Annotated in this window: 21 protein-coding genes; 12 read left to right on the top strand and 9 right to left on the bottom strand. The window is 70.5% G+C overall.

Features of this window, described 5'->3' with window-relative positions:
• Nucleotides 1–66 precede the first annotated feature (66 nt).
• The 4 genes from ACZ6JS_RS02855 (at nucleotide 67) to ACZ6JS_RS02870 (ending at nucleotide 3770) form a co-directional block, all read left to right on the top strand.
• Entirely contained in the window at nucleotides 67–951 is an 885-nt protein-coding gene (locus ACZ6JS_RS02855; RefSeq protein WP_469295320.1) for a LysR family transcriptional regulator, read from the top strand.
• 258 nt (nucleotides 952–1209) lie between these two features.
• Nucleotides 1210–1338 (top strand): hypothetical protein, encoded by a 129-nt coding sequence (locus ACZ6JS_RS02860; protein ID WP_469295321.1) that lies wholly within the window; start codon nucleotides 1210–1212, stop codon nucleotides 1336–1338.
• 78 nt (nucleotides 1339–1416) lie between these two features.
• On the top strand, nucleotides 1417–2457 hold the full coding sequence (locus ACZ6JS_RS02865) for a 3-isopropylmalate dehydrogenase (protein ID WP_469295322.1): 1041 nt from the start codon (nucleotides 1417–1419) through the stop codon (nucleotides 2455–2457).
• A 227-nt stretch (nucleotides 2458–2684) separates the two neighbouring features.
• On the top strand, nucleotides 2685–3770 hold the full coding sequence (locus tag ACZ6JS_RS02870; protein WP_469295323.1) for a branched-chain amino acid aminotransferase: 1086 nt from the start codon (nucleotides 2685–2687) through the stop codon (nucleotides 3768–3770).
• Nucleotides 3771–3835: 65 nt separating this feature from the next.
• Here the strand turns inward: ACZ6JS_RS02870 and ACZ6JS_RS02875 are convergent, their stop codons facing one another.
• The gene (locus ACZ6JS_RS02875; protein ID WP_469295325.1) at nucleotides 3836–5260 is read right to left on the bottom strand and encodes a cytosine permease; all 1425 of its coding nucleotides are present in this window, start codon (nucleotides 5258–5260) and stop codon (nucleotides 3836–3838) included.
• Nucleotides 5261–5417: 157 nt separating this feature from the next.
• Here ACZ6JS_RS02875 and ureA point away from each other — a divergent pair, with 157 nt between their 5' ends.
• From ureA to ACZ6JS_RS02905, 6 genes are all read left to right on the top strand, one after another.
• Nucleotides 5418–6155, top strand: a complete 738-nt coding sequence (ureA, locus tag ACZ6JS_RS02880) for an urease subunit gamma (protein ID WP_469295327.1) — start codon at nucleotides 5418–5420, stop codon at nucleotides 6153–6155.
• Nucleotides 6152–7894, top strand: a complete 1743-nt coding sequence (locus tag ACZ6JS_RS02885; RefSeq protein ID WP_469295328.1) for an urease subunit alpha — start codon at nucleotides 6152–6154, stop codon at nucleotides 7892–7894. Before ureA ends, ACZ6JS_RS02885 begins: the two co-directional genes overlap by 4 nt.
• 30 nt (nucleotides 7895–7924) lie before the next feature.
• Nucleotides 7925–8974, top strand: coding sequence for an agmatine deiminase family protein (locus ACZ6JS_RS02890; RefSeq protein WP_469295329.1), 1050 nt, complete (start codon nucleotides 7925–7927; stop codon nucleotides 8972–8974).
• A 38-nt stretch (nucleotides 8975–9012) separates the two neighbouring features.
• The gene (locus ACZ6JS_RS02895; protein WP_469295330.1) at nucleotides 9013–9633 is read left to right on the top strand and encodes a TetR/AcrR family transcriptional regulator; all 621 of its coding nucleotides are present in this window, start codon (nucleotides 9013–9015) and stop codon (nucleotides 9631–9633) included.
• Nucleotides 9634–9960: 327 nt separating this feature from the next.
• On the top strand, nucleotides 9961–11589 hold the full coding sequence (gene cimA / locus ACZ6JS_RS02900; RefSeq protein ID WP_469295331.1) for a citramalate synthase: 1629 nt from the start codon (nucleotides 9961–9963) through the stop codon (nucleotides 11587–11589).
• A gap of 113 nt (nucleotides 11590–11702) precedes the next feature.
• Nucleotides 11703–13058: a hypothetical protein gene (locus ACZ6JS_RS02905; RefSeq protein ID WP_469295333.1), complete on the top strand. Its 1356-nt coding sequence runs from the start codon at nucleotides 11703–11705 to the stop codon at nucleotides 13056–13058.
• A 32-nt stretch (nucleotides 13059–13090) separates the two neighbouring features.
• On the opposite strand, the gene ACZ6JS_RS02910 is transcribed toward ACZ6JS_RS02905, so the two are convergent.
• Nucleotides 13091–13699: a YceI family protein gene (locus tag ACZ6JS_RS02910; RefSeq protein ID WP_469295334.1), complete on the bottom strand. Its 609-nt coding sequence runs from the start codon at nucleotides 13697–13699 to the stop codon at nucleotides 13091–13093.
• Nucleotides 13700–13974: 275 nt separating this feature from the next.
• On the opposite strand from ACZ6JS_RS02910, the gene ACZ6JS_RS02915 reads away from it, so the two are divergent.
• Entirely contained in the window at nucleotides 13975–15558 is a 1584-nt protein-coding gene (locus ACZ6JS_RS02915) for an acyl-CoA carboxylase subunit beta (RefSeq protein WP_030846976.1), read from the top strand.
• A 23-nt stretch (nucleotides 15559–15581) separates the two neighbouring features.
• Nucleotides 15582–15782 carry an acyl-CoA carboxylase subunit epsilon gene (locus tag ACZ6JS_RS02920; RefSeq protein ID WP_037928229.1) on the top strand — a complete coding sequence of 67 codons (201 nt, stop codon included), beginning with the start codon at nucleotides 15582–15584 and terminating at the stop codon, nucleotides 15780–15782.
• A gap of 186 nt (nucleotides 15783–15968) precedes the next feature.
• On the opposite strand, the gene ACZ6JS_RS02925 is transcribed toward ACZ6JS_RS02920, so the two are convergent.
• The 7 genes from ACZ6JS_RS02925 to ACZ6JS_RS02955 form a co-directional block, all read right to left on the bottom strand.
• On the bottom strand, nucleotides 15969–16553 hold the full coding sequence (locus tag ACZ6JS_RS02925; RefSeq protein WP_007266770.1) for a GTP-binding protein: 585 nt from the start codon (nucleotides 16551–16553) through the stop codon (nucleotides 15969–15971).
• Entirely contained in the window at nucleotides 16534–17076 is a 543-nt protein-coding gene (locus ACZ6JS_RS02930; protein WP_469295335.1) for a DUF742 domain-containing protein, read from the bottom strand. The genes ACZ6JS_RS02925 and ACZ6JS_RS02930 overlap by 20 nt, the downstream gene beginning before the upstream one ends.
• Before the next feature lie 93 nt (nucleotides 17077–17169).
• Complete coding sequence (locus ACZ6JS_RS02935) at nucleotides 17170–17583, bottom strand: roadblock/LC7 domain-containing protein (protein ID WP_030037347.1); 414 nt, start codon at nucleotides 17581–17583, stop codon at nucleotides 17170–17172.
• Nucleotides 17584–17593: 10 nt separating this feature from the next.
• Nucleotides 17594–20779, bottom strand: coding sequence for a sensor histidine kinase (locus ACZ6JS_RS02940; protein ID WP_469295336.1), 3186 nt, complete (start codon nucleotides 20777–20779; stop codon nucleotides 17594–17596).
• A gap of 296 nt (nucleotides 20780–21075) precedes the next feature.
• A complete protein-coding gene (locus ACZ6JS_RS02945) occupies nucleotides 21076–21657 on the bottom strand; it encodes a GTP-binding protein (protein WP_046776286.1) in 582 nt (193 codons plus the stop codon).
• Nucleotides 21638–22030, bottom strand: a complete 393-nt coding sequence (locus tag ACZ6JS_RS02950) for a DUF742 domain-containing protein (protein ID WP_030037344.1) — start codon at nucleotides 22028–22030, stop codon at nucleotides 21638–21640. The genes ACZ6JS_RS02945 and ACZ6JS_RS02950 overlap by 20 nt, the downstream gene beginning before the upstream one ends.
• A 152-nt stretch (nucleotides 22031–22182) precedes the next feature.
• Nucleotides 22183–22596, bottom strand: coding sequence for a roadblock/LC7 domain-containing protein (locus tag ACZ6JS_RS02955; RefSeq protein ID WP_030846990.1), 414 nt, complete (start codon nucleotides 22594–22596; stop codon nucleotides 22183–22185).
• Nucleotides 22597–22604 lie beyond the last annotated feature (8 nt).

The following is a 22604-nucleotide window of genomic DNA, read 5'->3' on the forward strand; positions in this document are numbered from 1 at the left end:
GCAGGGGGTTGGGCTCATGGAAGTCACATGTCCATGAACGCCACTCATAGAGCGAGGTGGGGCCCGATGTCCGATCTTCATCCGCAGGAACTGCGGATCCTGGTCGCCGTCGCGGAAGCCCGTGGCTTCTCCGCCGCGGCCGCGGCGCTCGGCCTCACCCAGTCGGCCGTGTCGCACTCGGTGCGCGGGAGCGAGGCCAAGCTCGGCGCGGTGCTCTTCGAGCGCGGGCGGTCCGGGGCGTCGCCCACACCGGCGGGGGAACGGGCGGTCGGCCACGCCCGCCGCATCCTGCGGCTGTACGAGGTCATGGGTGCGGAGGCCCGCGGCGCGGGCCGCGACGGGAGCGGCGACGGACTCGGCGGCGTACTGCGGATCGCGGCGTTCCGCAGCGCCGCCCTGCACCTGCTGCCGCCCGCCCTGGAACGGCTGACCGCCCGGCACCCCGGCGTCCGCCCCGAGGTCCGCGTGGTGCGCGAGATCGGCGCCGGCGCGGCCGGGGAAGTGGCGGCGGGGCGCGCGGACCTGGGCATCGCCACCCTGAGCGGCTCGCAGGACGTGGCGCCGCCCGGCCTGCTGACGGGTGTGCTCGCGCAGGAGGCGTACCACCTGGTGCATCCGGCGGGGCATCCCGACCCGAGGTCTCTGCCCCTCATGGACTGGGACGAGAACTGCGGCTCCTACACCCGCGCGTGGTGGCGGGCCCAGGACTGGATCCCGCGGGCGACGGTCAAGGCCGAGGACGACGCGATGGTGCTGACCATGGTCGGCCGCGGGCTCGGCATGGCGATCATGCCGGAGCTCTCCCTGAGGGAGGCGACCGAGGCGGTGCAGATCACCGGATTGGGCCCGCAGGGGCCGGTGAGGCAGGTGGGATACGTCACTACGCCGGAAGCCGCCTCCGCTCTCACCATCAGGGCCCTGATCAGGGAACTTCGCTCCGACAGGGGCTGAAACGGACCCTGCTGGGGCGGCTTTCCGAGGCAATCGGCGTCTCAGATAGTAGGAAGTCCGAGTAATTGCCGAGACATACAGCGGGACCTGGCCTAGCTTTGTAGAAGCCGAACGTATCGCCGATCAGGCGAATGGCGGTCGAGAGCGCGCCCCTGGCAGGCAACCCCTGCGGCGCCCCGCTCCCCGCCTCTTCCGGCGCCTTGAAGGAACCCCTCATCCGTGGCCCCGCCACGCCGTGATCTCAAGGAGTCGATCACCATGACCGCCACCACCTCCTCCCGCCGCGTCCGCCACGCCTCCGCCTCGGCCGACGAGCGCAAGAACGCCGCCGCCGCCCTGCAGCGCGCCCTCGACCGCCGCGACAACGGCGGCTCGACCGGCCACTGATCACCCTCCCGGGGACATTTCGCGTCCACATCGTGGACGTGAAATGTCTGAGGGTTGGACACGGAGTACGGTTTCGCCATGTCGACCAGCATCAATCTCGCAGTGATCCCCGGTGATGGCATCGGCCAGGAAGTCGTGGCTCAGGGACTCAAGGTCCTTACCGCGGTCCTGCCCCAGGACGTGAAGCTGGAGACCAGGCAATACGACCTCGGCGCCCAGCGCTGGCACCGCACCGGTGAGACCCTCCCGGACGCGGAACTCGAAGCCCTGAGGCACCACGACGCGATCCTGCTGGGCGCCATCGGCGACCCCTCGGTCCCGTCCGGAGTGCTGGAGCGCGGCCTGCTGCTGAAGCTGCGCTTCGCCTTCGACCACTTCATCAACCTGCGGCCGTCGAAGCTGTTCCCCAACACCGCCACCCCGCTGGCGGGCCGCCCGGACATCGACTTCGTCGTGGTCCGCGAGGGCACCGAGGGCCCGTACACCGGCAACGGCGGCAGCCTGCGCACCGGCACCCCCGCCGAGGTGGCCACCGAGGTCAGCGTCAACACCGCGTACGGTGTCGAGCGCGTCGTCCGTGACGCGTACGAGCGGGCCAACTCCCGTCCCCGCAAGAAGCTGACGCTGGTCCACAAGAACAACGTCCTCGTGTACGCGGGCCACATGTGGAAGAACATCTTCGACAAGGTGGGCCAGGAGTACCCCGAGGTCACCACCGACTACCTGCACGTCGACGCGGCGACGATCTTCTTCGTCACCCAGCCGGAGCGCTTCGACGTCATCGTCACGGACAACCTCTTCGGTGACATCCTCACCGACCTGGCCGCCGCCGTCACCGGCGGAATCGGCCTGGCCGCCTCCGGGAACATCAACCCGACCGGCGCCTTCCCGTCCATGTTCGAGCCCGTCCACGGCTCGGCCCCGGACATCGCCGGCACCGGCAAGGCCGACCCGACCGCGACGATCCTCTCCGTCGCCCTCCTGCTGCGCCACCTGGGCTACGAGGCCGAGGCCGTCCGCATCGAGGACGCGGTCTCCGCCGACCTCGCGGAGCGCGACGCAACCTTCCGCTCCACCGACGCGATCGGCGACGCCCTCGCCGCGCGAGTAGCCGGCTGACCCGGCCGCTCCACCCCAGGAAGCCGCCGGGTCACAATGGGACCCGGCGGCTTCTCCTGTGCGGCCCCGGGTGCCACCATCTCCCCTGGGCCGCAATCCCCCCGCTTCTCCGAAGCCTGCCCGCGCGCGATAATCGAACGCGAGACCGCGGAATGCGGGGAAGCTCGGACGTCCTAGTACGCCGTGAGCGCGGTCCGCCATACACAACCGGTGAAGGACAAGCACTCATGACGACGCCCACGATCGAGCTCAAGCCCTCCTCGAACCCGCTGTCCGACGCGGAGCGCGAGGCGATCCTGGCCAGCCCCGGCTTCGGCCGCCACTTCACCGACCACATGGTGACGATCAAGTGGACCGAGGGCCGCGGATGGCACGACGCCGAACTGGTCCCGTACGCGCCGCTCTCGATCGACCCGGCGAACATGACCCTGCACTACGCGCAGACGATCTTCGAGGGCCTGAAGGCCTACCGCCAGCCCGACGGCACCGTCGCCACCTTCCGCCCCGAGGCCAACGCCGCACGCTTCCAGGCCTCGGCCCGCCGCATGGCGATGCCGGAGCTGCCGGTCGAGCTCTTCATCGAGGCCTGCGACGTCCTGATCAAGCAGGACCGCGCCTGGGTGCCCGACTCCGGCGAGGCCTCGCTGTACCTGCGGCCCTTCATGTTCGCCTCCGAGGTCGGCCTCGGCGTCCGCCCGGCCAACGAGTTCCTCTTCATCGTCATCGCCTCGCCCGCCGGCGCGTACTTCCCCGGCGGCGTCAAGCCCGTCTCCGTGTGGCTCTCCGAGGACTACGTCCGCGCGGTCAAGGGCGGCACGGGCGCGGCCAAGACCGGCGGCAACTACGCCGCCTCGCTGGTCGCGCAGGCCCAGGCCGCCGCCCACGGCTGCGACCAGGTGGTGTGGCTCGACGCCGTCGAGCACCGCTGGATCGAGGAGATGGGCGGGATGAACCTGTACTTCGTGTACGGCGACCGCATCGTCACCCCCGAGCTCACCGGCTCGCTGCTGCCCGGCATCACCCGCGACTCCCTCCTCACCATCGCCCGCGACCTCGGCTACACCGCCGAGGAGGGACGCCTGACCACCGAGGACTGGCAGCGCGACAACGCGAACGGCACCTTGACCGAGGTGTTCGCCTGCGGCACGGCCGCCGTCATCACCCCGGTCGGCTCGGTCAAGTCCGAGCGCGCCGACTGGACCCAGGGCGACGGCGAGCCCGGCGAGGTGACCATGCGCCTGCGCAAGGCGCTGCTGGAGCTCCAGACCGGCCGCGCCGCCGACACGCACGGCTGGATGCACCCCCTCGGCTAGGCCGCGTAAGGGAGCGGGCCCGCACCTCCGGATCTCCGGGGTGCGGGCCCGTTCGCGTACCCGCCTCAGGCGTTCGCCGGCTCCTCGGCGGCGGCCACGGCAGCCACGGCCGGGGCGCGGCGCGCGGTGAGCGCGGCGTGGACGAGCCCGCCGGTGAGGCCGGAGAGGACGAAGGAGCAGTCGACGCCGCCGGTCAGGGCGAGCAGCGGGCCCTCGTAGAAGGGGGTGGTCACGGCGAGCAGGCCGACGGCCGCGCCGATCGCCCACGAGGCGGTGGCCGCGACGTTCCAGCCGGAGCGGTACCAGTACACCCCGCCCACCGAGCGGCGGTTGAAGACCTGGAGCGCGTCGGCGTCGTAGACCCCGCGGCAGCGCACGTGGCCGATCAGGGTGATCACGGCCCACGGGGTGCCGATCGCGGTGAGAAGCAGGACGAACGAGGTCATCGCGGACTGCACGTCCCACTCGAAGGACCCGACGAAGACGAAGGCGGTCGCGACGGCCGCGGCGATCACGGTGGCCGTGGTGCGGGTCGCCCGGGGGACGATCGCGTCGAGGTCCAGGCCCATGGAGTAGAGCATCAGCCCGGCGTTGCCGACCGAGCCGGCCGCGGCCGCCGCCAGCAGCGGCAGTAGGTACCAGTACGGGGCGGCGTCCACCAGCGGTCCGGCGTAGTCCAGGCCCGCCCGGGCGGCCAGCGCCGTGTAGGTGCCGAAGAGCTGCGGGATCAGCAGGCCGATCAGCAGACCGAGGGCAGTGGCCCACAGGACCTTGCGCGAGCCGTGCCGGCGCGGGGAGATGTAGCGCGTGTAGTCGCCCAGCAGGGTGATGAAGGCGACGGGCCCGCTGAGCCCGGCGGCGACAGCGGCCAGCAGCCACGTCGGCCAGAAGGAGCCGAGCAGGTACGGGGTCTCGGGCGGCGCGGCGGTGGTGAAGTCCGGGCCGTAGGCGACGAAGCCGGCCGCCAGCAGCAGCACCATCCCGATGGACAGCACCTTGCTCATGCGCAGCAGCAGGCGGTAGCCGAAGACGGCCGCGACGACGGTGCATGCGGCCAGCAGGCCGTACATCACGGCCCGCGAGAGGCCGGTGTCCGCGAGTCCGGTGAGTCGCGCGAGGGTGCCGACCATCACGTCGCCGCCGATCCACAGCGTCAGCGCCGTGTAGCCGAGCGAGAGCAGCAGGCCCACCACCGAACCGACGAGTCGGCCGCGCACACCGAACTGCGCGCCGCTGGAGGTGGAGAGGTTGGTCGCGGTGCGCAGGGAGACGAGCGCCAGCGGCGCGGTGAAGACGATGCCGACGAGGGTGCCGGTCACGATGGCCGTGACCGAGGGCCACAGGCCCAGTCCGAAGGACGGGGGCAGCCAGCCGAAGACGATCACACCGAGGCAGAGGTTGGAGCCGAGCAGGATCGATATCAGGTCACGGGGACCGCTGGTCCGTTCCTCCTCCGGGATGGTGTCGACTCCGCGCTGTTCGATGGGCATGGGGGGACTCCCTTGGCAGGGCGGGGGGTGGTTGCGCTTGTATTTGAGCGACACTCAATGTGACTCAAGCCCTGCTCTCAGGTCAATGATTCCCCGCAACGAAATGAAGAGTTAGAGTGATGCTCTAACTCTTCTACTCAAGAGGTGGTGGATCGGCGTGCGGCTGACCCCTACGGAGCGCGACCGGCTGCTGCTCCGCGGCGCTGCGGAACTGGCCAGGGCCCGTCGGGCCCGTGGCCTGAAACTCAACGTCCCGGAGGCCACCGCGCTGATCGCGGACACGGTCTGCGAGGCCGCGCGGGACGGCAAACGGCTTGCCGAGGCCATCGAGGAGGCCCGCAGCGTTCTGGGCCCCGACGACGTCCTGCCGGGGGTCGCCGACGTGGTCACCGAGGTGCACGTGGAGGCCGTCTTCGACGACGGATCCCGCCTCGCCGTGGTCTCGTCCCCCGTACGGGGCGCGGTGCCGCTCGGCGACGACGCGCCCGGCGCCGTCGTCCCCGGCCCAGGCGCCCCCCAGCCGGAGCCGGTCGTGCGCCTGCACGTGCGCAACACGGCCGACGTCCCGGTGAGCGTGACCTCGCACTTCCACTTCTTCGAGGCGAACCCGCGCCTGGACTTCGACCGCGCCGCGGCCTACGGCATGCGGCTGTGCGTGCCGGCGGGCTCGTCCGTACGGTTCGACCCGCACGGCGAGGGCGACGTCGGCCTCGTCCCCATCGGCGGCGACCGGATCGCGATCGGCTTCGCGGGCCTGGTCGACGGCCCGCTGGACGCCCCAGGCGCCAGGCAGGAGGCCCTGCGCCGCGCCGCGGCCTGCGGCTACCTGGGCGCAACCCCGACCGGGGCCGGCCAGGCCGACCCCACCGGCCGCCCGGAAGGGACGACGGCATGAGCAGGCAGACCCCGCACACCGACCACAGTGCGCACTGCGCGCCGGGCAGCCGGCACATCGATCCGCACGAGTACGCGGCCGTCTTCGGCCCCCGCGCGGGCGACCGGGTGCGGCTCGGCGACTGCGGTCTGACCGTCCGGGTGGAGTCGGACGCGCAGAAGCCGGGGGACGAGTTCCTGGCCGGCTTCGGCAAGACCGCCCGGGACGGCCTGCACCTGAAGGGGGCCGCGGTCCGCGACACCTGCGACGTCGTGATCAGCAACGTCCTCGTCATCGACGCCGTCCTCGGCATCCGCAAGGTCTCCATCGGCATCCGCGAGGGCCGCATCCACGCCATCGGCCGGGCCGGCAATCCCGACACCCTCGACGGCGTCGACGTCGTCGTCGGCACCGGCACCTCGATCGTCTCCGGCGAGGGCCTGATCGCCACCGCCGGCGCCGTGGACACCCACGTCCACCTGCTGTCCCCGCGCATCATGGAGGCCTCGCTCGCCGCGGGCGTGACCACCGTCATCGGCCAGGAGTTCGGCCCGGTGTGGGGGGTCGGCGTCAACTCCCCGTGGGCCCTGAAGCACGCCTTCAACGCCTTCGACGCCTGGCCCGTGAACATCGGCTTCCTCGCCCGCGGCTCCTCCTCCGACGCCGCACCCCTCGTCGAGGCACTCGCCGAGGGCGGCGCCAGCGGCTTCAAGGTGCACGAGGACATGGGCGCCCACACCCGGGCCCTGGACACGGCGCTGAGGGTGGCCGAGGAGCACGACGTGCAGGTCGCCCTGCACAGCGACGGCCTCAACGAATGCCTGTCCGTCGAAGACACCCTGCGGGTGCTGGAGGGCCGGACCATCCACGCCTTCCACATCGAGGGCTGCGGCGGCGGACACGTCCCGAACGTGCTGAAGATGGCCGGCGTGCCGAACGTGATCGGCTCCTCCACCAACCCCACGCTGCCCTTCGGCCGGGACGCGGTCGCCGAGCACTACGGCATGATCGTCTCCGTCCACGACCTCAAGCCCGACCTCCCCGGCGACGCCGCCATGGCCCGCGACCGGATCCGGGCCGGGACGATGGGCGCCGAGGACGTCCTGCACGACCTGGGTGCGATCGGCATCACCTCCTCCGACGCCCAGGGCATGGGCCGCGCCGGCGAGACCATCCGCCGCACGTTCGCGATGGCCGCGAAGATGAAGGGCGAGCTGGGCCCGCTGGAGGGCGACGGCGAGGGCGACGACAACGCCCGCGTGCTGCGCTACATGGCCAAGCTGACCATCAACCCGGCCATCGCCCACGGCCTGGCGCACGAGATCGGCTCCATCGAGGTGGGCAAGCTCGCCGACATCGTGCTCTGGCGACCCCAGTTCTTCGGGGCCAAGCCGCAACTCGTCCTGAAGTCCGGCTTCCCCGCCTACGGCGTCACGGGCGACCCCAACGCCGCCACCGACACCTGCGAACCCCTCGTCCTCGGACCGCAGTTCGGCTCGTACGGGGCCACCGCGGCCGACATCTCCGTCGCTTTCGTCTCCTCCGCCGCCGCGGCCCTGGGCAGCGACGCGATGCCGACGCGCCGCCGCCGGGTCGCCGTCCGCGGCACCCGCGGCATCGGCCCCGGCGACCTGCTCCTCAACTCCCGGGTGGGCGCGGTCGACGTGGACGCGCGCAGCGGGCTGGTCTCCCTCGACGGGGAACCCCTGCGCTCCGAACCCGCCGAATCGGTCTCGCTCAACCGCCTGTACTTCCTGTAAACCAGCACAGCCCGTAAGGACCTGCCTGCCATGACCGCCAAGCCCGTGCACAACGGATTCCGGATGCCCGCCGAGTGGACGCCCCACGAGCGCACCTGGATGGCCTGGCCCAGCCCGAACCCGACCTTCACCAACGAGCAGGAGCTCGCCGAGGCCCGCGAGGCTTGGGGCGCAGTCGCCCGCGCGGTCCGCGCGTACGAGCCCGTGACCCTCGTCGTCTCCCCGGGCGATGCCGAGAACGCCCTGGCGATCGCCGGCGCCGGCGACGGCCACGCCCTCGACGTGGTCGAGCGCGAGCTCGACGACGCCTGGATGCGCGACATCGGCCCCACCTTCGTCACCAACGACGCCGGCGAGCTGGCCGCCGTCGACTGGACCTTCAACGGCTGGGGCGCCCAGGAATGGGCGCGCTGGGACCACGACTCGAAGATCGCCCGCCAGGTCTCGGACGTGCTCGGCACCCGCACGTTCAGCACACCGCTGGTCAACGAGGGCGGCGCCATCCACGTCGACGGGGAGGGCACCGTGCTGCTCACCGACACCGTCCAGCTGGGCAAGGGCCGCAACCCCGACTGGACCCGCGAACAGGTCGAGACCGAGATCCATGCCCACCTCGGCACCAGCAAGGCGATCTGGCTGCCGTACGGCCTGGCGGGGGACTACGGCACCTACGGCACCCAGGGCCACGTCGACATCGTCGCGGCCTTCGCCCGCCCCGGCGTGGTCATGGTGCACACCCAGCCCGACCCCTCCCACCCGGACCACGAGCGCTGCAGGACCATCGCGGCGATCCTGCGCGCGTCCACCGACGCCCGGGGCCGGCAGCTGGAGGTCGTGGAGATCCCCGCGCCGACCGTCCTGGAGGAGGACGGCGAGTGGGTGGACTACTCCTACATCAACCACTACCTGTGCAACGACGGCGTCGTGCTCTGCTCCTTCGACGACCCGCGGGACGAGGAGGCCGCCGAGATCTTCCGCGGCCTGTTCCCCGAACGGACCGTGACCCTCGTCGACGCACGTACGATTTTCGCCGGGGGCGGCGGTATCCACTGCATCACCCAGCAGCAGCCGAAGGTCTGATCCGCGGACGAACGGCGGCCGAGCGACGAGGAGTGGTCATGGCGGCGGGCGGAGTACCGGTACGGGCGGCGCGCAAGAACGCGCCCCCGCGCGAGGACGTACTCGTCGCCGCCATGGCCACGATCGCCGAGCGCGGGCTCGAAGGCCTCACCATGGCCGGTCTGGGCCGCGAGGTCGGCATGAGCAGCGGCCACCTCCTCTACTACTTCCGGAGCAAGGACGAGCTCCTGCTCCAGACACTGGAGTGGAGCGAGGCGGAACTGGGCAGTGCGCGGCGGGCCCTGCTCGCACGCCGCGGTCCGGTGGCCGAGCGCCTGCAGGCGTACGTGGACCTGTACGTGCCCACGCAGGCCCGCGACCCGCACTGGACGCTGTGGCTGGAGGTGTGGAACCGATCGCAGAACGCGGGCCCGCAGGAGCGGGACCGGCAGGCGGCCATCGAGGGCGCCTGGCACCGCGACCTGGTGGCGCTGCTCGCCGAGGGCATCTCACGCGGTGAGTTCCGCCCGGTCGACGCCGAGCGCGTGGCGACCCGCATCCGTGCCCTTCTCGACGGTTTCAGCATCCAGCTGGCGGTGGGCCTGCCCACGCTCGACCGGACGGCCATCCTGGCCCACGTACACGAGTTCCTCACCGACACCCTGGCCCTTCGCCCGTAGCCCCGCGGCGGCGCGTCCCCACCGGAGGGCGCTGCCCGCATGGTGAGATGCCTGTCCATCCACGGCGAGCGGTGTGGCACACTGCGACCGTGCCTGCTCAGCTCATGATTATCGCCAGCAGCGCGCCGGTCCCCTGTGGCCGCTGAACCGTGGAAGAACTTCGCGGACGCGGCCACCGTGCCTCGGACCCGCGTGCAGACCTCTCGCTACCCGCGAGAGGTTTTTTCGTTTCCCGGCCCATCCCTGCCGGGAGCGGACTGCGCGCGATGATGGGGCAGTGGACTCCGGGTTTCACGGAACCACTCATCCGACAGGAGCCAGATCAGCATGACGACGACACCAGAGGCGGCAACTGCGCTGTCCGGGGGCCTGGACGACAGCTTCCACGTCTTCGACACCACCCTGCGCGACGGCGCCCAGCGTGAGGGCATCAACCTCACGGTCGCCGACAAGCTGACGATCGCCCGCCATCTGGACGACTTCGGAGTGGGCTTCATCGAGGGCGGCTGGCCCGGCGCCAACCCCCGCGACACCGAGTTCTTCGCCCGCGCCCGCGCGGAGATCGACTTCAAGAACGCCTGGCTGGTCGCCTTCGGCGCCACCCGCCGGGCCGGCGGCTCGGCCGACCAGGACCCCCAGGTGCGGGCCCTGCTGGAGTCCGGCGCCCCCGTGATCACGCTCGTCGCCAAGTCCCACGACCGCCACGTCGAACTCGCCCTGCGCACCACCCTCGACGAGAACCTGGAGATGGTCCGGGACACCGTCTCCCACCTGGTGGCCCAGGGCCGCCGGGTCTTCGTCGACTGCGAGCACTTCTTCGACGGCTACCGGGCCAACGCCGAGTACGCGAAGTCCGTCGTGCGCACCGCGCACGAGGCCGGCGCCGACGTGGTCGTCCTCTGCGACACCAACGGGGGCATGCTGCCCGCCCAGGTGTCGGCGACCGTGGCCACCGTCCTCGCCGACACCGGCGCCCGCCTCGGCATCCACGCCCAGGACGACACCGGTTGCGCCGTCGCCAACACCCTGGCCGCCGTCGACGCCGGCGCCACCCATGTCCAGTGCACCGCGAACGGCTACGGCGAGCGCGTCGGCAACGCCAACCTGTTCCCCGTCGTCGCCGCTCTGGAGATCAAGTACGGGCGCCAGGTGCTCCCCGACGGCGCGCTCGCCGAGATGACCCGGATCTCGCACGCCATCGCCGAGGTCGTCAACCTGACGCCCTCCACCCACCAGCCCTATGTCGGCGTCTCCGCCTTCGCGCACAAGGCGGGCCTGCACGCTTCGGCGATCAAGGTCGACCCGGACCTCTACCAGCACATCGATCCCGAGCGGGTCGGCAACACCATGCGGATGCTGGTCTCCGACATGGCCGGCCGGGCCTCCATCGAGCTCAAGGGCAAGGAGCTCGGCGTGGAGCTCGGCGGGGACCGCGCGCTGATCTCCCGGGTGGTGGAGCGGGTCAAGGAGCGCGAGCTCCAGGGCTACACCTACGAGGCGGCCGACGCCTCCTTCGAGCTGCTGCTGCGCGCCGAGGCCGAGGGGCGGGCCCGCAAGTACTTCCGCATCGAGTCCTGGCGGGCGATCGTCGAGGACCGCCCGGACGGCACCCACGCCAACGAGGCCACGGTCAAGCTGTGGGCCAAGGGCGAGCGGATCGTCGCGACGGCCGAGGGCAACGGCCCGGTCAACGCCCTGGACCGGGCCCTGCGGGTGGCGCTGGAGCGGTTCTATCCGCAACTCGCCAAGTTCGAGCTGGTCGACTACAAGGTCCGCATCCTGGAGGGCACGCACGGCACGGAGTCCACGACGCGCGTGCTCGTCGCCACGACGGACGGGGTCCGCGAGTGGTCGACGGTCGGTGTCGCCCCCAACGTGATCGCCGCCTCCTGGCAGGCCCTGGAGGACGCCTTCACCTACGGCCTCCTCCACGCCGGCGTCGAACCGGCCGAGTAGCCGGGTCGGCACCGGCCGGGGCGGTGCTCGCGGACGCCTGCCGACGGCCGGGGCCAAGGCTCCCTTATGTCCTACTCACACGGGAAAGTGCCGGTTCGGGTAGCGTCATGGATATGAGGACCAGGCTGATATCCATACGTTTGGGATCGTTGCTTTCCGGTCTGCTGCTGGCCCTCGGTGCGACCGCCTTGGCGGCCGCACCGCAGGCATCGGCCGCCACCGGCGTCGCCGCCGTGGCCGAGGCCCTCAAGGAGGGTCCCGTCTACGTCGATCCGCGGGCCGAGGCGCAGCTGCCGAAGGCCGAGGCCGATGCGCTCGCGAAGAAGATCGAGGACGCCGGGAAGCCGGTCTTCGTCGCCGTCCTCCCGGCCACCGCCGAATTCCCGCAGGACAAGGTGCTCGCCGCGGTCCGCGCGCAGACCGGCATCACCGGGCTCTACGCGATCCGGCTCGGCGAAGGCTTCGACGCCGGCGCAGACCGGGCGGTCATGCCGACCAACGCCGTGCGCAACCTCACCGACGCGGTCAAGACGGGCGCCCCGGTCGACGCGAGCACCCAGCTCAACAACTTCGTGGACCAGGCCCTGACCCAGACCAGGGGCAGTGCCCCCGACTCCTGGGGTACCGCCGGCGCCGACGACGGAGTCCCGGTCGGCGGCCTGGTCACCCTCGGCGCGGTGGCCGCGATCGGCGGCGGCGGCGCCTACGCGCTGGTGCGCCGGAACCGGAAGAAGAAGGAAGAGGCCCGGCGCGAGGCCATCGAGCGGCTGAGCGTGGTCGTCGACGAGGACATCACTGCCTTCGGTGAGGAGCTGGAGCGCCTCGACTTCCACCCCGGCGAGCCCGGCGCCGACGACACCATGCGCGAGGACTACGAGCGGGGGCTCGACTCGTACGAGAAGGCCAAGCGGATCATGGCCTCCGTCCGGAACCCGGAGGAGGTCACCGGGGTGACCCAGGCCCTGGAGGACGGCCGGTACGCCCTGGCCTGTCTGGACGCGCGCCGACGGGGCGAGCCGGTGCCGGAGCGTCGCGCTCCGTGCTTCTTCGACCCGCGCCACGGGCCGAGCGCCGAGGACGCGACGTGGGCTCCGGCGGCGGGGGCGGCGCGTACGGTGCCCGTGTGCACGGCGGACGCGGTGCGGCTGCGCGACGGACTGGACCCGGCCGTGCGCACGGTCGACACCGAGCGCGGACCGCGGCCGTACTACGACGCCGGCCCGGCGTACGGGCCCTGGGCCGGCGGCTACTTCGGCGGCGGCATCCTGCCCGGCCTGCTCATGGGCACGATGCTCGGTTCGATCATGTCGACGCCCGCCTATGCCGCGGACTACGGGGGCGGCATGGGCGACGGCTACGGCGGCGGCGACCTCTCCGGGGCCGACTTCAACCCGTCGGACTTCGGCGGCGGGGACTTCGGCGGGGGCGGCGGGTTCGGCGGCGGCGGATTCGACGGGGGCGGCTTCTAGGGCGCACCGCCCCCGGGTCGCCGTGCGGCCGGTCAGGCCTGCTTGATGGCGGAGATGTCGAAGGTCAGCTTCACCTTGTCGCTGACCACGACACCGCCGGTCTCCAGGGCCGCGTTCCAGGTCAGCCCCCAGTCCGAGCGCAGGATGTCCGCGCTGCCCTCGAACCCGACGCGCTGGTTGCCGTACGGGTCGGTGGCGGAGCCGTTGAACTCCAGGTCGATGGAGAGCGGCCGGGTGACGTCCTTGATGGTGAGGTCGCCGGTGACCCGGTAGGTGTCCCCGCCGAGGAACGCGGCCTCGGTGGAGCGGAAGGTCATCAGCGGGAAGGCCTCGGCGTCGAAGAAGTCACCGCTGCGCAGATGCGCGTCGCGGTCGGCGATGCCGGTGTCGACGGAGGCGATCTTCACGTCGATGGAGGCCGTGGAGAGGGCCGGGTCGGAGCCGTCCAGGTACAGGGTGCCCTCGTGGTCGGCGAAGGAGCCGCGGACGTTGGTCACCATCGCGTGCCGGACGGTGAAGCCGATGCTGCTGTGGGCCGGGTCGATGACGTAGTCGCCGGTGAGGGCGGCGAGCGCCGGATCCACCTCCAGGGTGGCGACGGCGGTGGTGTCCTGCGCGGTGCGGCGGTTGAAGAGACCCATGACTTACTCCTCGGTAGTAATCCGGTGTGGGGGAAGTCGAAGCTGTTGAAACTTCAACGACTTCGACACGACAGACACTAGAACCATTCCGTTCAAATTTCAACTACCAGTGGAGGTGTCAGCGAAATCTGTGAAGGTCCTACAACCCCGGAGAGCGCCATCTGGCGGAGTCCTTACTTCCACCGGTGGTTCTGTGCGGGCCGGACAGCGGAAGACTCCCGAGACTGTGCGGAATGAACGGAGGTTTTTCATCACGATCTTCGTAAGGTCGGTACATGACCGTTGTGGACCAGATCCCGAGCGAGCCGACGGACGCCCGTGGGCGCGTGGCCGAGCTGCACTCCCTGCGCGAGCAGGCGCGGCGTGGACCGAGTGACCGTGCGACCGAGGCCCAGCACGCGAAGGGGAAGCTGACGGCGCGCGAGCGCATCGCACTGCTCCTCGACGAGGGTTCCTTCAGGGAGGTCGAGCAGCTGCGCCGCCACCGTGCGACCGGCTTCGGCCTCGAGAGCAAGAAGCCGTACACCGACGGTGTCATCACCGGCTGGGGCACGGTCGAGGGCCGCACGGTCTTCGTCTACGCGCACGACTTCCGGATCTTCGGCGGCGCCCTGGGCGAGGCCCACGCCACCAAGATCCACAAGATCATGGACATGGCCATCGCGGCCGGTGCCCCGCTGGTCTCCCTCAACGACGGCGCCGGCGCCCGCATCCAGGAGGGCGTCTCCGCCCTCGCCGGCTACGGCGGCATCTTCCAGCGCAACACCAAGGCCTCGGGTGTCATCCCGCAGATCTCGGTGATGCTCGGCCCGTGCGCCGGCGGAGCCGCGTACTCCCCGGCCCTGACGGACTTCGTCTTCATGGTCCGCGACACCTCGCAGATGTTCATCACCGGCCCGGACGTGGTCCGTGCGGTGACCGGCGAGGAGATCACCCAGAACGGCCTCGGCGGCGCCGACGTGCACGCCGAGACCTCGGGCGTCGCGCACTTCGCGTACGACGACGAGGAGACCTGCATCTCCGAGGTGCGCTACCTCATCTCGATGCTCCCCTCGAACAACCGCGAGAACCCGCCCGTCCACGAGACGAGCGACCCGGCGGACCGCCGCAGCGAGGTCCTCCTGGACCTGGTCCCCGCGGACGGCAACCGCCCGTACGACATGCACAAGGTCATCGAGGAGCTCGTCGACGACGGCGACGTCCTGGAGATCCACGAGCGCTGGGCCCGCAACATCATCTGCGCCCTGGCGCGCATGGACGGACAGGTGGTCGGCATCGTCGCCAACCAGCCCGCCCATCTCGCCGGCGTCCTCGACATCGAGGCCTCCGAGAAGTCCGCGCGCTTCGTCCAGATGTGCGACGCCTTCAACATCCCGATCATCACGCTGCTGGACGTCCCCGGCTTCCTGCCGGGCGTCGACCAGGAGCACGGCGGCATCATCCGCCACGGCGCCAAGCTGCTGTACGCGTACTGCAACGCCACCGTCCCGCGGATCTCGCTGATCCTGCGCAAGGCCTACGGCGGCGCGTACATCGTCATGGACTCCCAGTCCATCGGTGCCGACATCACCTACGCCTGGCCCACCAACGAGATCGCCGTGATGGGCGCCGAGGGCGCGGCCAACGTCATCTTCCGCAAGCAGATCGCGGACGCCGAGGACCCCGAGGCCATGCGCACGCGCATGGTCAAGGAATACAAGTCCGAGCTGATGCACCCGTACTACGCGGCCGAGCGCGGCCTCGTCGACGACGTCATCGACCCCGCCGAGACCCGCGAGGTGCTCGTCAGCGCCCTCGCGATGCTCCGCAACAAGCACGCCGATCTGCCGTCCCGCAAGCACGGCAACCCGCCGCAGTAACCGCGAAGGAGATCTGCCACCCCATGACCAACGCCTCTGACACCCTGCTCCGCGTCGAAAAGGGCAACGCCGCGCCCGAGGAGCTGGCCGCGATCACCGCGATCCTGCTCGCCCGCGCCGCCGCCACGCCCGAGGAGACCACGGCCCGCCTGCCGCGCCAGGCCGGCTGGCGCCGTCTCGAGCGCACCCCGGGCTTCCGCGCCCCGCACAGCTGGCAGGGCTGAGCCCCGGTCCCTCCCCGGAAGCAGCCGAAGGCCCCGCACCCCCTCCAGGGTGCGGGGCCTTCCGCGTACCGGCCCGCGCCGACGGCACGCGGCGCCGCCGCACGAGGCCCCGGGGCCGCGTGGAGCCCCGTACACGGCGAAGGCCCCCGCGTCGTGGACGCGGGGGCCTGTCGGATGCGGCGGTTCCTACCGCAGGCGCGCCATGAGGGCGTGCTCGACGAGCGTGATGAGCGCGCTCTTGGCGTCCGCGCGGTGGCGGGCGTCCGTGGTGATGATGGGGGCGTCCGGGCCGATCTGCAGGGCCTCGCGGACTTCCTCCGGCGTGTAGGGCTGGTGCCCGTCGAAGCCGTTGAGGGCGATGACGAAGGGCAGGCCGCTGTTCTCGAAGTAGTCGACGGCGGGGAAGCAGTCGGCGAGACGGCGCGTGTCGACGAGCACGACGGCGCCGATGGCGCCGCGGACGAGGTCGTCCCACATGAACCAGAAGCGGTCCTGGCCCGGCGTACCGAAGAGATACAGGATCAGGTCCTGGTCGAGCGTGATGCGGCCGAAGTCCATGGCGACCGTGGTGGTCGTCTTGTCACCGGTGTGGGTGAGGTCGTCGATGCCCGCGCTCGCGGACGTCATGACGGCTTCGGTGCGCAGCGGGTTGATCTCGGACACGGCTCCGACGAACGTGGTCTTGCCCACGCCGAAGCCGCCCGCCACCACGATCTTCGCGGAGGTGGTGGAGCGGGGAGCCGCTCCGCCGTTAGAGCTTGCGAAGTCCACTGAGCACCCTTTCGAGCAGTGTCACGTCTGGCTGGCCACCGGCAGACTCGTCGCCGCCGGGCTGGTGAATGGCGACAAGGCCCGCCTCCGCCAGGTCGGCTACGAGGATGCGGGCGACACCAAGAGGAATGGAGAGAAGTGCCGAGATCTCCGCGACGGATTTGATCTCCTGGCACAGGCGGCAGATGCGCTGGTGCTCGGGCAACTGCCCTTGCAGGCGCGCGGGATCCGCCGTGGTACTGACCAGCGCCTCGATGGCGAGCTGGTAGCGCGGCCGAGTACGGCCGCCGGTCATCGCGTACGGGCGCACCAGCGGGTTGTGGGCCTTGGGGGCCGGCTGCCGAGCGGCGCGCGGAGGCGCCTGCGGGGGCATAGGGGGCTGCTGGGGCTGCCCGTACTGCTGGTAGTGGTTCTGCTCCGGCACGGGCCGGCTTGGTGCGGAGGGGAAGTTGAAGCGGTTCTGGTCGTGCCCACCCTGCGGCTGCTGCGAGCCGCCATAAGGATGTCCTCCGGGTGTTGTCACGTCTCCTCCTCCGACTCCAAGAACGCAGTACTCCCTGTGGAACCGCGCCACCGCACCCTACGGTGCGATGGCGCGAAACGCACTGCCTGTTTGCTAGTTGAGAAGGCTTCCCTGCAGTTCGGCGCGCAGGTCCGGGGTCAGGACACTGCCCGCGCGATCCACCAGAAGAGCCATCTCGTAGCCCACGAGGCCGATGTCGCACTCCGGGTGCGCCAGCACCGCGAGGGACGATCCGTCGGAGACGGACATGAGGAACAGGAATCCCCGGTCCATCTCGACCACGGTCTGATTGACGGCGCCGCCCTCGAAGATGCGGGAGGCACCGGCGGTCAGCGAGGTCAGTCCGGAGGCCACGGCCGCCAGCTGATCGGCGCGGTCGCGCGGAAATCCGTCGGACATCGCCAGAAGAAGGCCGTCGGCGGAGACCACCACCGTGTGCGACACCCCGGGGGTGTTGTCCACGAAATTGGTGATCAACCAGTTCAGGTTCTGTGCCGCCTGGCTCATCGGGCTCACACTAACGCTCCTGGTCATAGCTGTTACTTGACTGCTCAGTACCCGCGCTGCGTCCCTGCTGGACACCTCGCCGCAGGTTGCTCAACCTGCCGCGGACGTCCTCCGGAGCGCGGGAGACCTGGGGGCCGCCCTGCGGGGTCGTCTCCGCTGCGCCCTCGACCAGGTTGGCCTTGGGCACGCGCCGAGGGAGACCGGACGGGGTGACCCCGCCCGCCTTCGGCTCACGGAGTTTGGCGGCCTGCTGCCAGCGCTCGTCGTTGCCCGAGCGCCACGCCGTGCCACCGTCCTGGTCCTGCTCCGGCGCCGCGGCCTGCCGCTGACGCTGCGGCCGCTGCTCGAAGAGGGACCCGGAGGACTCCGCTTCCTGCTGTGCCGACTGCCACTGCTGCTGGCTGCCGCGTCGCGGCAGGCCCGCTCCGGTCATTTCGTGACCGGTGTCGGCAGCGGCGCCCGGACGGTCGAAGCCTACGCGCTCCGCGGCCGGTTCGGGGACGGCCTGCGATTCCGATTCAGTCCCGTAATCCTGCTGGTAGGCAGCCGGATACGTGTTCTGTTCGGGCCACTCGGCCTGCCCCGACTGGGCTTCGTAGCCTCCGTCGTAGCTCTGAGTGCTCGACTGCTGGTCCGGGTAGCCGTCTTCCGTATAGGCGTAGTCCTGCTGCGGGTACGCCTCGTACCCCTGCTGCGTGCCCTGTCCGTCGTACGCGGGTTCGTAACCCTGCTCGGACTGCTGCTCGTAGCCCTGGTACGGCTGGTAGCCGTGCTCAGGCTGAGGTTCCGGATAGTCCTGGCCGCCCTGGTCGGCGTAGCCCTGCTGCTCCTGCGGGAAGCCGACCTGGGCCTCCAGCGCGGCACGGCGCTCCTCGCGGCCGAGCGAACGCCCGACGGGGTCGATGCCGCGCCCGTCGCCGCCCTGCTCGTAGCGCGAGTCGTCGAAGCCGAGCTCCGCGGCCGTGCGCATCGGGGCGGCCTGCTGGGCCTTCTGCTCCGGAATGATCTGCGAGACCGTGAAGTCGTCGTCCGGGATGCCCTCGCCACCGCCACCGTGCGTGATGGCGTCGGGAAGCATGATCAGCGAGGTGGTGCCCGCCGCCTCGCCCGAGGGGCGCAGCTGGACGCGGATGTTGTGGCGGTCCGCCAGCCGGCCGACCACGAACAGACCCATGCGCTGCGAGATCGCGGCGTCCACGGTCGGCGGGTTGGCGAGCTTGTGGTTGATGTCCGCGAAGTCCTCGGCGGTGAGGCCGATGCCCTTGTCGTGGATCTCGACCATCACGCGGCCGTCGGGCAGACGCGTGGCGTTGACGCGGACCTTGGTCTGCGGGGAGGAGAACGTGGTGGCGTTCTCCAGCAGCTCGGCGAGTAGGTGCACGAGGTCGGTCACGGCCTGGCCGTGGATCTCGGCCTCGGAGACACCGGAGAGCTCGATGCGCTCGTACTGCTCCACCTCGGAGGAGGCGGCGCGCAGCACGTCCACGAGGGGCACCGGCTGGTCCCAGCGGCGGCCCGGCTCCTCACCCGCGAGGATGAGGAGGTTCTCGCCGTTGCGGCGCATACGGGTGGCCAGGTGGTCCAGGCGGAAGAGGTTCTCCAGCTGGTCCGGGTCGGCCTCGTTGTTCTCCAGGTCGGTGATGAGGGTCAGCTGGCCCTCGATCAGCGACTGGTTGCGCATCGACAGGTTCGTGAAGATCGCGTTGACGTTCCCTCGCAGGAGCGCCTGCTCGGCGGCGAGCCGGACCGCTTCCCGGTGGACCTGGTCGAAGGCGCGGGCGACCTCGCCGATCTCGTCCTGGGAGTCGATCGGGATCGGGTGGACACGGGTGTCGACCTTGCCCGGGTCGGTGCGCGAGAGCTGGTCGACGAGCGACGGCAGGCGCTGCTCGGCGATGTCGAAGGCGGCGGTGCGCAGGCGGCCCATCGCACGGCCCATCTGGCGGGCCATCATGCCGGCCAGGATGAAGGCGGCGAGCAGGGCCACGACCACGATGGCGCCGTTGGTGATGGCGTCGGTGCGGGCGTCGTCGGAGACCGCGACGGCGTCGTTGACGGCCTTCTCGAGGAGTTCCTTCTCGACCTCGTCGTAGCCGTCGAACTTGGACGTGGCGGCGAACTGCCACGCCGCCGGCGTGGTGCCGCCGTCGATGACCTTCTTCTTGGGCTCGCCGCTGGCGATGGCCTCGGTCATGCCGGTCAGGATCGACTTGTTGATCGGCGAGACGGGCGGGCTCTTGAAGGGGGTGCCGGCCTGTTCGGCGGCGGCCTTGGCCTCGGCGAGCTTGGCGGCGCCCTCTTCGGACTTCTTCGCCATGACCGTCTTCAGACGGTTGACGTCCTCCTCGGTACCTGCCGCGACGTACTCGCCGATGGCGATTTCCTCGAGGTAGGCGTAGGACGAGAAGGCGACGAGCTGGGCCTTGCGGGTGTTCTCGTCGTTGCTCGGGCGTACGAGCAGGTGCGTGCCGACGGAGCGCTGGAGCGAGTTCGCCGCCTTGGCGAGCTGGATCGCGTAGACCATGCGGCCGTACGAGGTCACGTTGCCGGTGCCGAGACCGAGCTCGTTGGCGAACTGCATGAGGTAGTGCTGGACGGTTACGTAGCCCTCTTCGGTCGGGATGGGGCCGAACGAAGTGGGCGGGTTCTTCTTGGGGCTCTCGATCCCGGCCTGGTAAGCCGTCTGGCGGACGTCCGTCAGTTTGGGCTCCTCCGCGCGGAAGAGCTCCAGACGCCGCTCCATGCCCTGGTTCTCGGGCAGGTCCTGGACGGCCTTGTCGAACTTCTCCTTGGCCGCGGTGGTGGCCGCGTAGGCCTTGGTGACCTTGTCGTCCTTGGTCAGGCCGTTCAGGAGCGGCTCGGCGGTCAGGTCACGCTCGTTGAGCAGTGCCTGGCTGTATTCCGAGGCGGCCTGGACGACCCGGGCTATCTGCTCGGCGTCCTTGGCCTCGTTCCACGTGTCGACGGAGCCCTTCACCTGGAACCCGCCCATGACCAGACCCACGAGGGCCGGCACGAGCAGGATGGCGTTCAGACGGGTCGGCACGCGCCAGTTGCGGGGAGAGAACCTGCTGGTGCTCCCGCTCTTCACAGGCGGTTCCACGGGCACGTCGGCGGGCGACGTGGCCGCTCGCGGCGGCGGGGTGAAGTTGCCGCGCGCGGGTTCATCCGCGGGGCTTGCGTTGCTTCGCCTCACTCGACCAACAACCTCTCGGCGGTGCTACTAGCTAGTTCGTTGAATTCCAGCACGGTTGACGGCCCTGTTCCAAACAGTTGAAATCCGTGGGTCCTGGAGACTTATGCCTCACATAAACCGGACATAAAGAGCGTCCTGCGGCAAAAGCCGGTGTGGTTGTGAGCGCAGCGGCACCGGCCGAACGCATCCCGTTGCCATATCGCTTCAATTCTCTGTCGAAACGTTATGAACGACAGGGGCGGGCCGTGTCATACGACACAGCCCGCCCCTCCCGTACGGCAGTTGAAGCCGCCCCGCTACTTGAGCCGCGCCATGAGGGCGTGCTCGACGAGCGTGATGAGCGCGCTCTTGGCGTCCGCGCGGTGGCGGGCGTCCGTGGTGATGATGGGGGCGCCGGGGCCGATCTGCAGCGCCTCGCGCACCTCCTCCGGCGTGTACGGCTGGTGTCCCTCGAAGCCGTTGAGCGCCACGACGAAGGGCAGGCCGCTGTTCTCGAAGTAGTCGACCGCGGGGAAGCAGTCGGCGAGACGGCGCGTGTCGACGAGCACGATCGCACCGATCGCGCCGCGGACCAGGTCGTCCCACATGAACCAGAAGCGGTCCTGGCCCGGCGTACCGAAGAGGTACAGGATCAGGTCCTGGTCGAGCGTGATGCGGCCGAAGTCCATCGCGACCGTGGTGGTCGTCTTGTCACCGGTGTGCGTGAGGTCGTCAATACCGGCGGAGGCGCTGGTCATGACGGCTTCGGTGCGCAGCGGGTTGATCTCGGACACGGCTCCGACGAACGTGGTCTTGCCCACGCCGAAGCCGCCCGCCACCACGATCTTCGCGGAGGTGGTGGAGCGGGGAGCCGCTCCGCTAGATGTTCCGAAGGCCACTGAGCACCCTTTCGAGCAGCGTTACATCCGGCGTGCCGCCGGCCTCTCCATTGCCCGGCTGGTGGATGGCCACCATGCCGGCCTCGGCCAGGTCGGCGACGAGGATGCGTGCCACACCGAGCGGCATGGACAGCAGCGCGGAGACCTCGGCGACCGACTTGACCTCGCGGCACAGGGTGCAGATGCGCTGGTGCTCCGGGAGCAGGCCGGACAGGTGCATCGGATCGGCGGTGGTGCTGACCAGCGCCTCGATGGCGAGCTGGTAGCGGGGCCGGGTCCGGCCGCCGGTCATCGCATAGGGACGCACCAGCGGCTGATCGCCTTCCGAGTACGAATCTCCGTACGCATCGGGGTAGGCGGGGGGCGGGGTCATGGATCCTCCGGGCTGGACAGCAGTGGTCAGCGTGCCGTCTGACGGGGCGGCCGGTGGGGGGAACGGTATGACGGCCTGGCGGTGGTACTGGATTCCGGGGCGGGGGCCCCGGTCTCCCGGCCGGTAGTACCGTCCGGCCGGGAGAGGGGAAGTCAGCCGAGCAGGCTTCCCTGCAGTTCGGCGCGCAGGTCCGGGGTGAGGACACTGCCCGCGCGATCCACCAGAAGAGCCATCTCGTAGCCCACGAGGCCGATGTCGCACTCCGGGTGCGCCAGGACGGCCAGCGAGGATCCGTCGGAGACGGACATGAGGAACAGGAATCCCCGGTCCATCTCGACCACGGTCTGGTTGACGGCGCCGCCCTCGAAGATGCGGGAGGCACCGGCGGTCAGCGAGGTCAGTCCGGAGGCCACGGCCGCCAGCTGATCGGCGCGGTCGCGCGGAAATCCGTCGGACATCGCCAGAAGAAGGCCGTCGGCGGAGACCACCACCGTGTGCGACACCCCGGGGGTGTTGTCCACGAAGTTGGTGATCAACCAGTTCAGGTTCTGTGCCGCCTGGCTCATCGAACTCA

The organism is Streptomyces sp. NPDC046349, from assembly GCF_055587885.1.

Excerpts from the sequence above, each read along its gene's own strand:
- ACZ6JS_RS02855 (WP_469295320.1), top strand. The coding sequence starts at position 67 with ATGTCCGATCTTCATCCGCAGGAACTGCGGATCCTGGTCGCCGTCGCG.
- ACZ6JS_RS02860 (WP_469295321.1), top strand. The coding sequence starts at position 1,210 with ATGACCGCCACCACCTCCTCCCGCCGCGTCCGCCACGCCTCCGCCTCG.
- ACZ6JS_RS02865 (WP_469295322.1), top strand. The coding sequence starts at position 1,417 with ATGTCGACCAGCATCAATCTCGCAGTGATCCCCGGTGATGGCATCGGC.
- ACZ6JS_RS02870 (WP_469295323.1), top strand. The coding sequence starts at position 2,685 with ATGACGACGCCCACGATCGAGCTCAAGCCCTCCTCGAACCCGCTGTCC.
- ACZ6JS_RS02875 (WP_469295325.1), bottom strand. The coding sequence starts at position 5,260 with ATGCCCATCGAACAGCGCGGAGTCGACACCATCCCGGAGGAGGAACGG.
- ACZ6JS_RS02885 (WP_469295328.1), top strand. The coding sequence starts at position 6,152 with ATGAGCAGGCAGACCCCGCACACCGACCACAGTGCGCACTGCGCGCCG.
- ACZ6JS_RS02890 (WP_469295329.1), top strand. The coding sequence starts at position 7,925 with ATGACCGCCAAGCCCGTGCACAACGGATTCCGGATGCCCGCCGAGTGG.
- ACZ6JS_RS02895 (WP_469295330.1), top strand. The coding sequence starts at position 9,013 with ATGGCGGCGGGCGGAGTACCGGTACGGGCGGCGCGCAAGAACGCGCCC.
- cimA (WP_469295331.1), top strand. The coding sequence starts at position 9,961 with ATGACGACGACACCAGAGGCGGCAACTGCGCTGTCCGGGGGCCTGGAC.
- ACZ6JS_RS02905 (WP_469295333.1), top strand. The coding sequence starts at position 11,703 with ATGAGGACCAGGCTGATATCCATACGTTTGGGATCGTTGCTTTCCGGT.
- ACZ6JS_RS02910 (WP_469295334.1), bottom strand. The coding sequence starts at position 13,699 with ATGGGTCTCTTCAACCGCCGCACCGCGCAGGACACCACCGCCGTCGCC.
- ACZ6JS_RS02915 (WP_030846976.1), top strand. The coding sequence starts at position 13,975 with ATGACCGTTGTGGACCAGATCCCGAGCGAGCCGACGGACGCCCGTGGG.
- ACZ6JS_RS02920 (WP_037928229.1), top strand. The coding sequence starts at position 15,582 with ATGACCAACGCCTCTGACACCCTGCTCCGCGTCGAAAAGGGCAACGCC.
- ACZ6JS_RS02935 (WP_030037347.1), bottom strand. The coding sequence starts at position 17,583 with ATGAGCCAGGCGGCACAGAACCTGAACTGGTTGATCACCAATTTCGTG.
- ACZ6JS_RS02950 (WP_030037344.1), bottom strand. The coding sequence starts at position 22,030 with ATGACCCCGCCCCCCGCCTACCCCGATGCGTACGGAGATTCGTACTCG.
- ACZ6JS_RS02955 (WP_030846990.1), bottom strand. The coding sequence starts at position 22,596 with ATGAGCCAGGCGGCACAGAACCTGAACTGGTTGATCACCAACTTCGTG.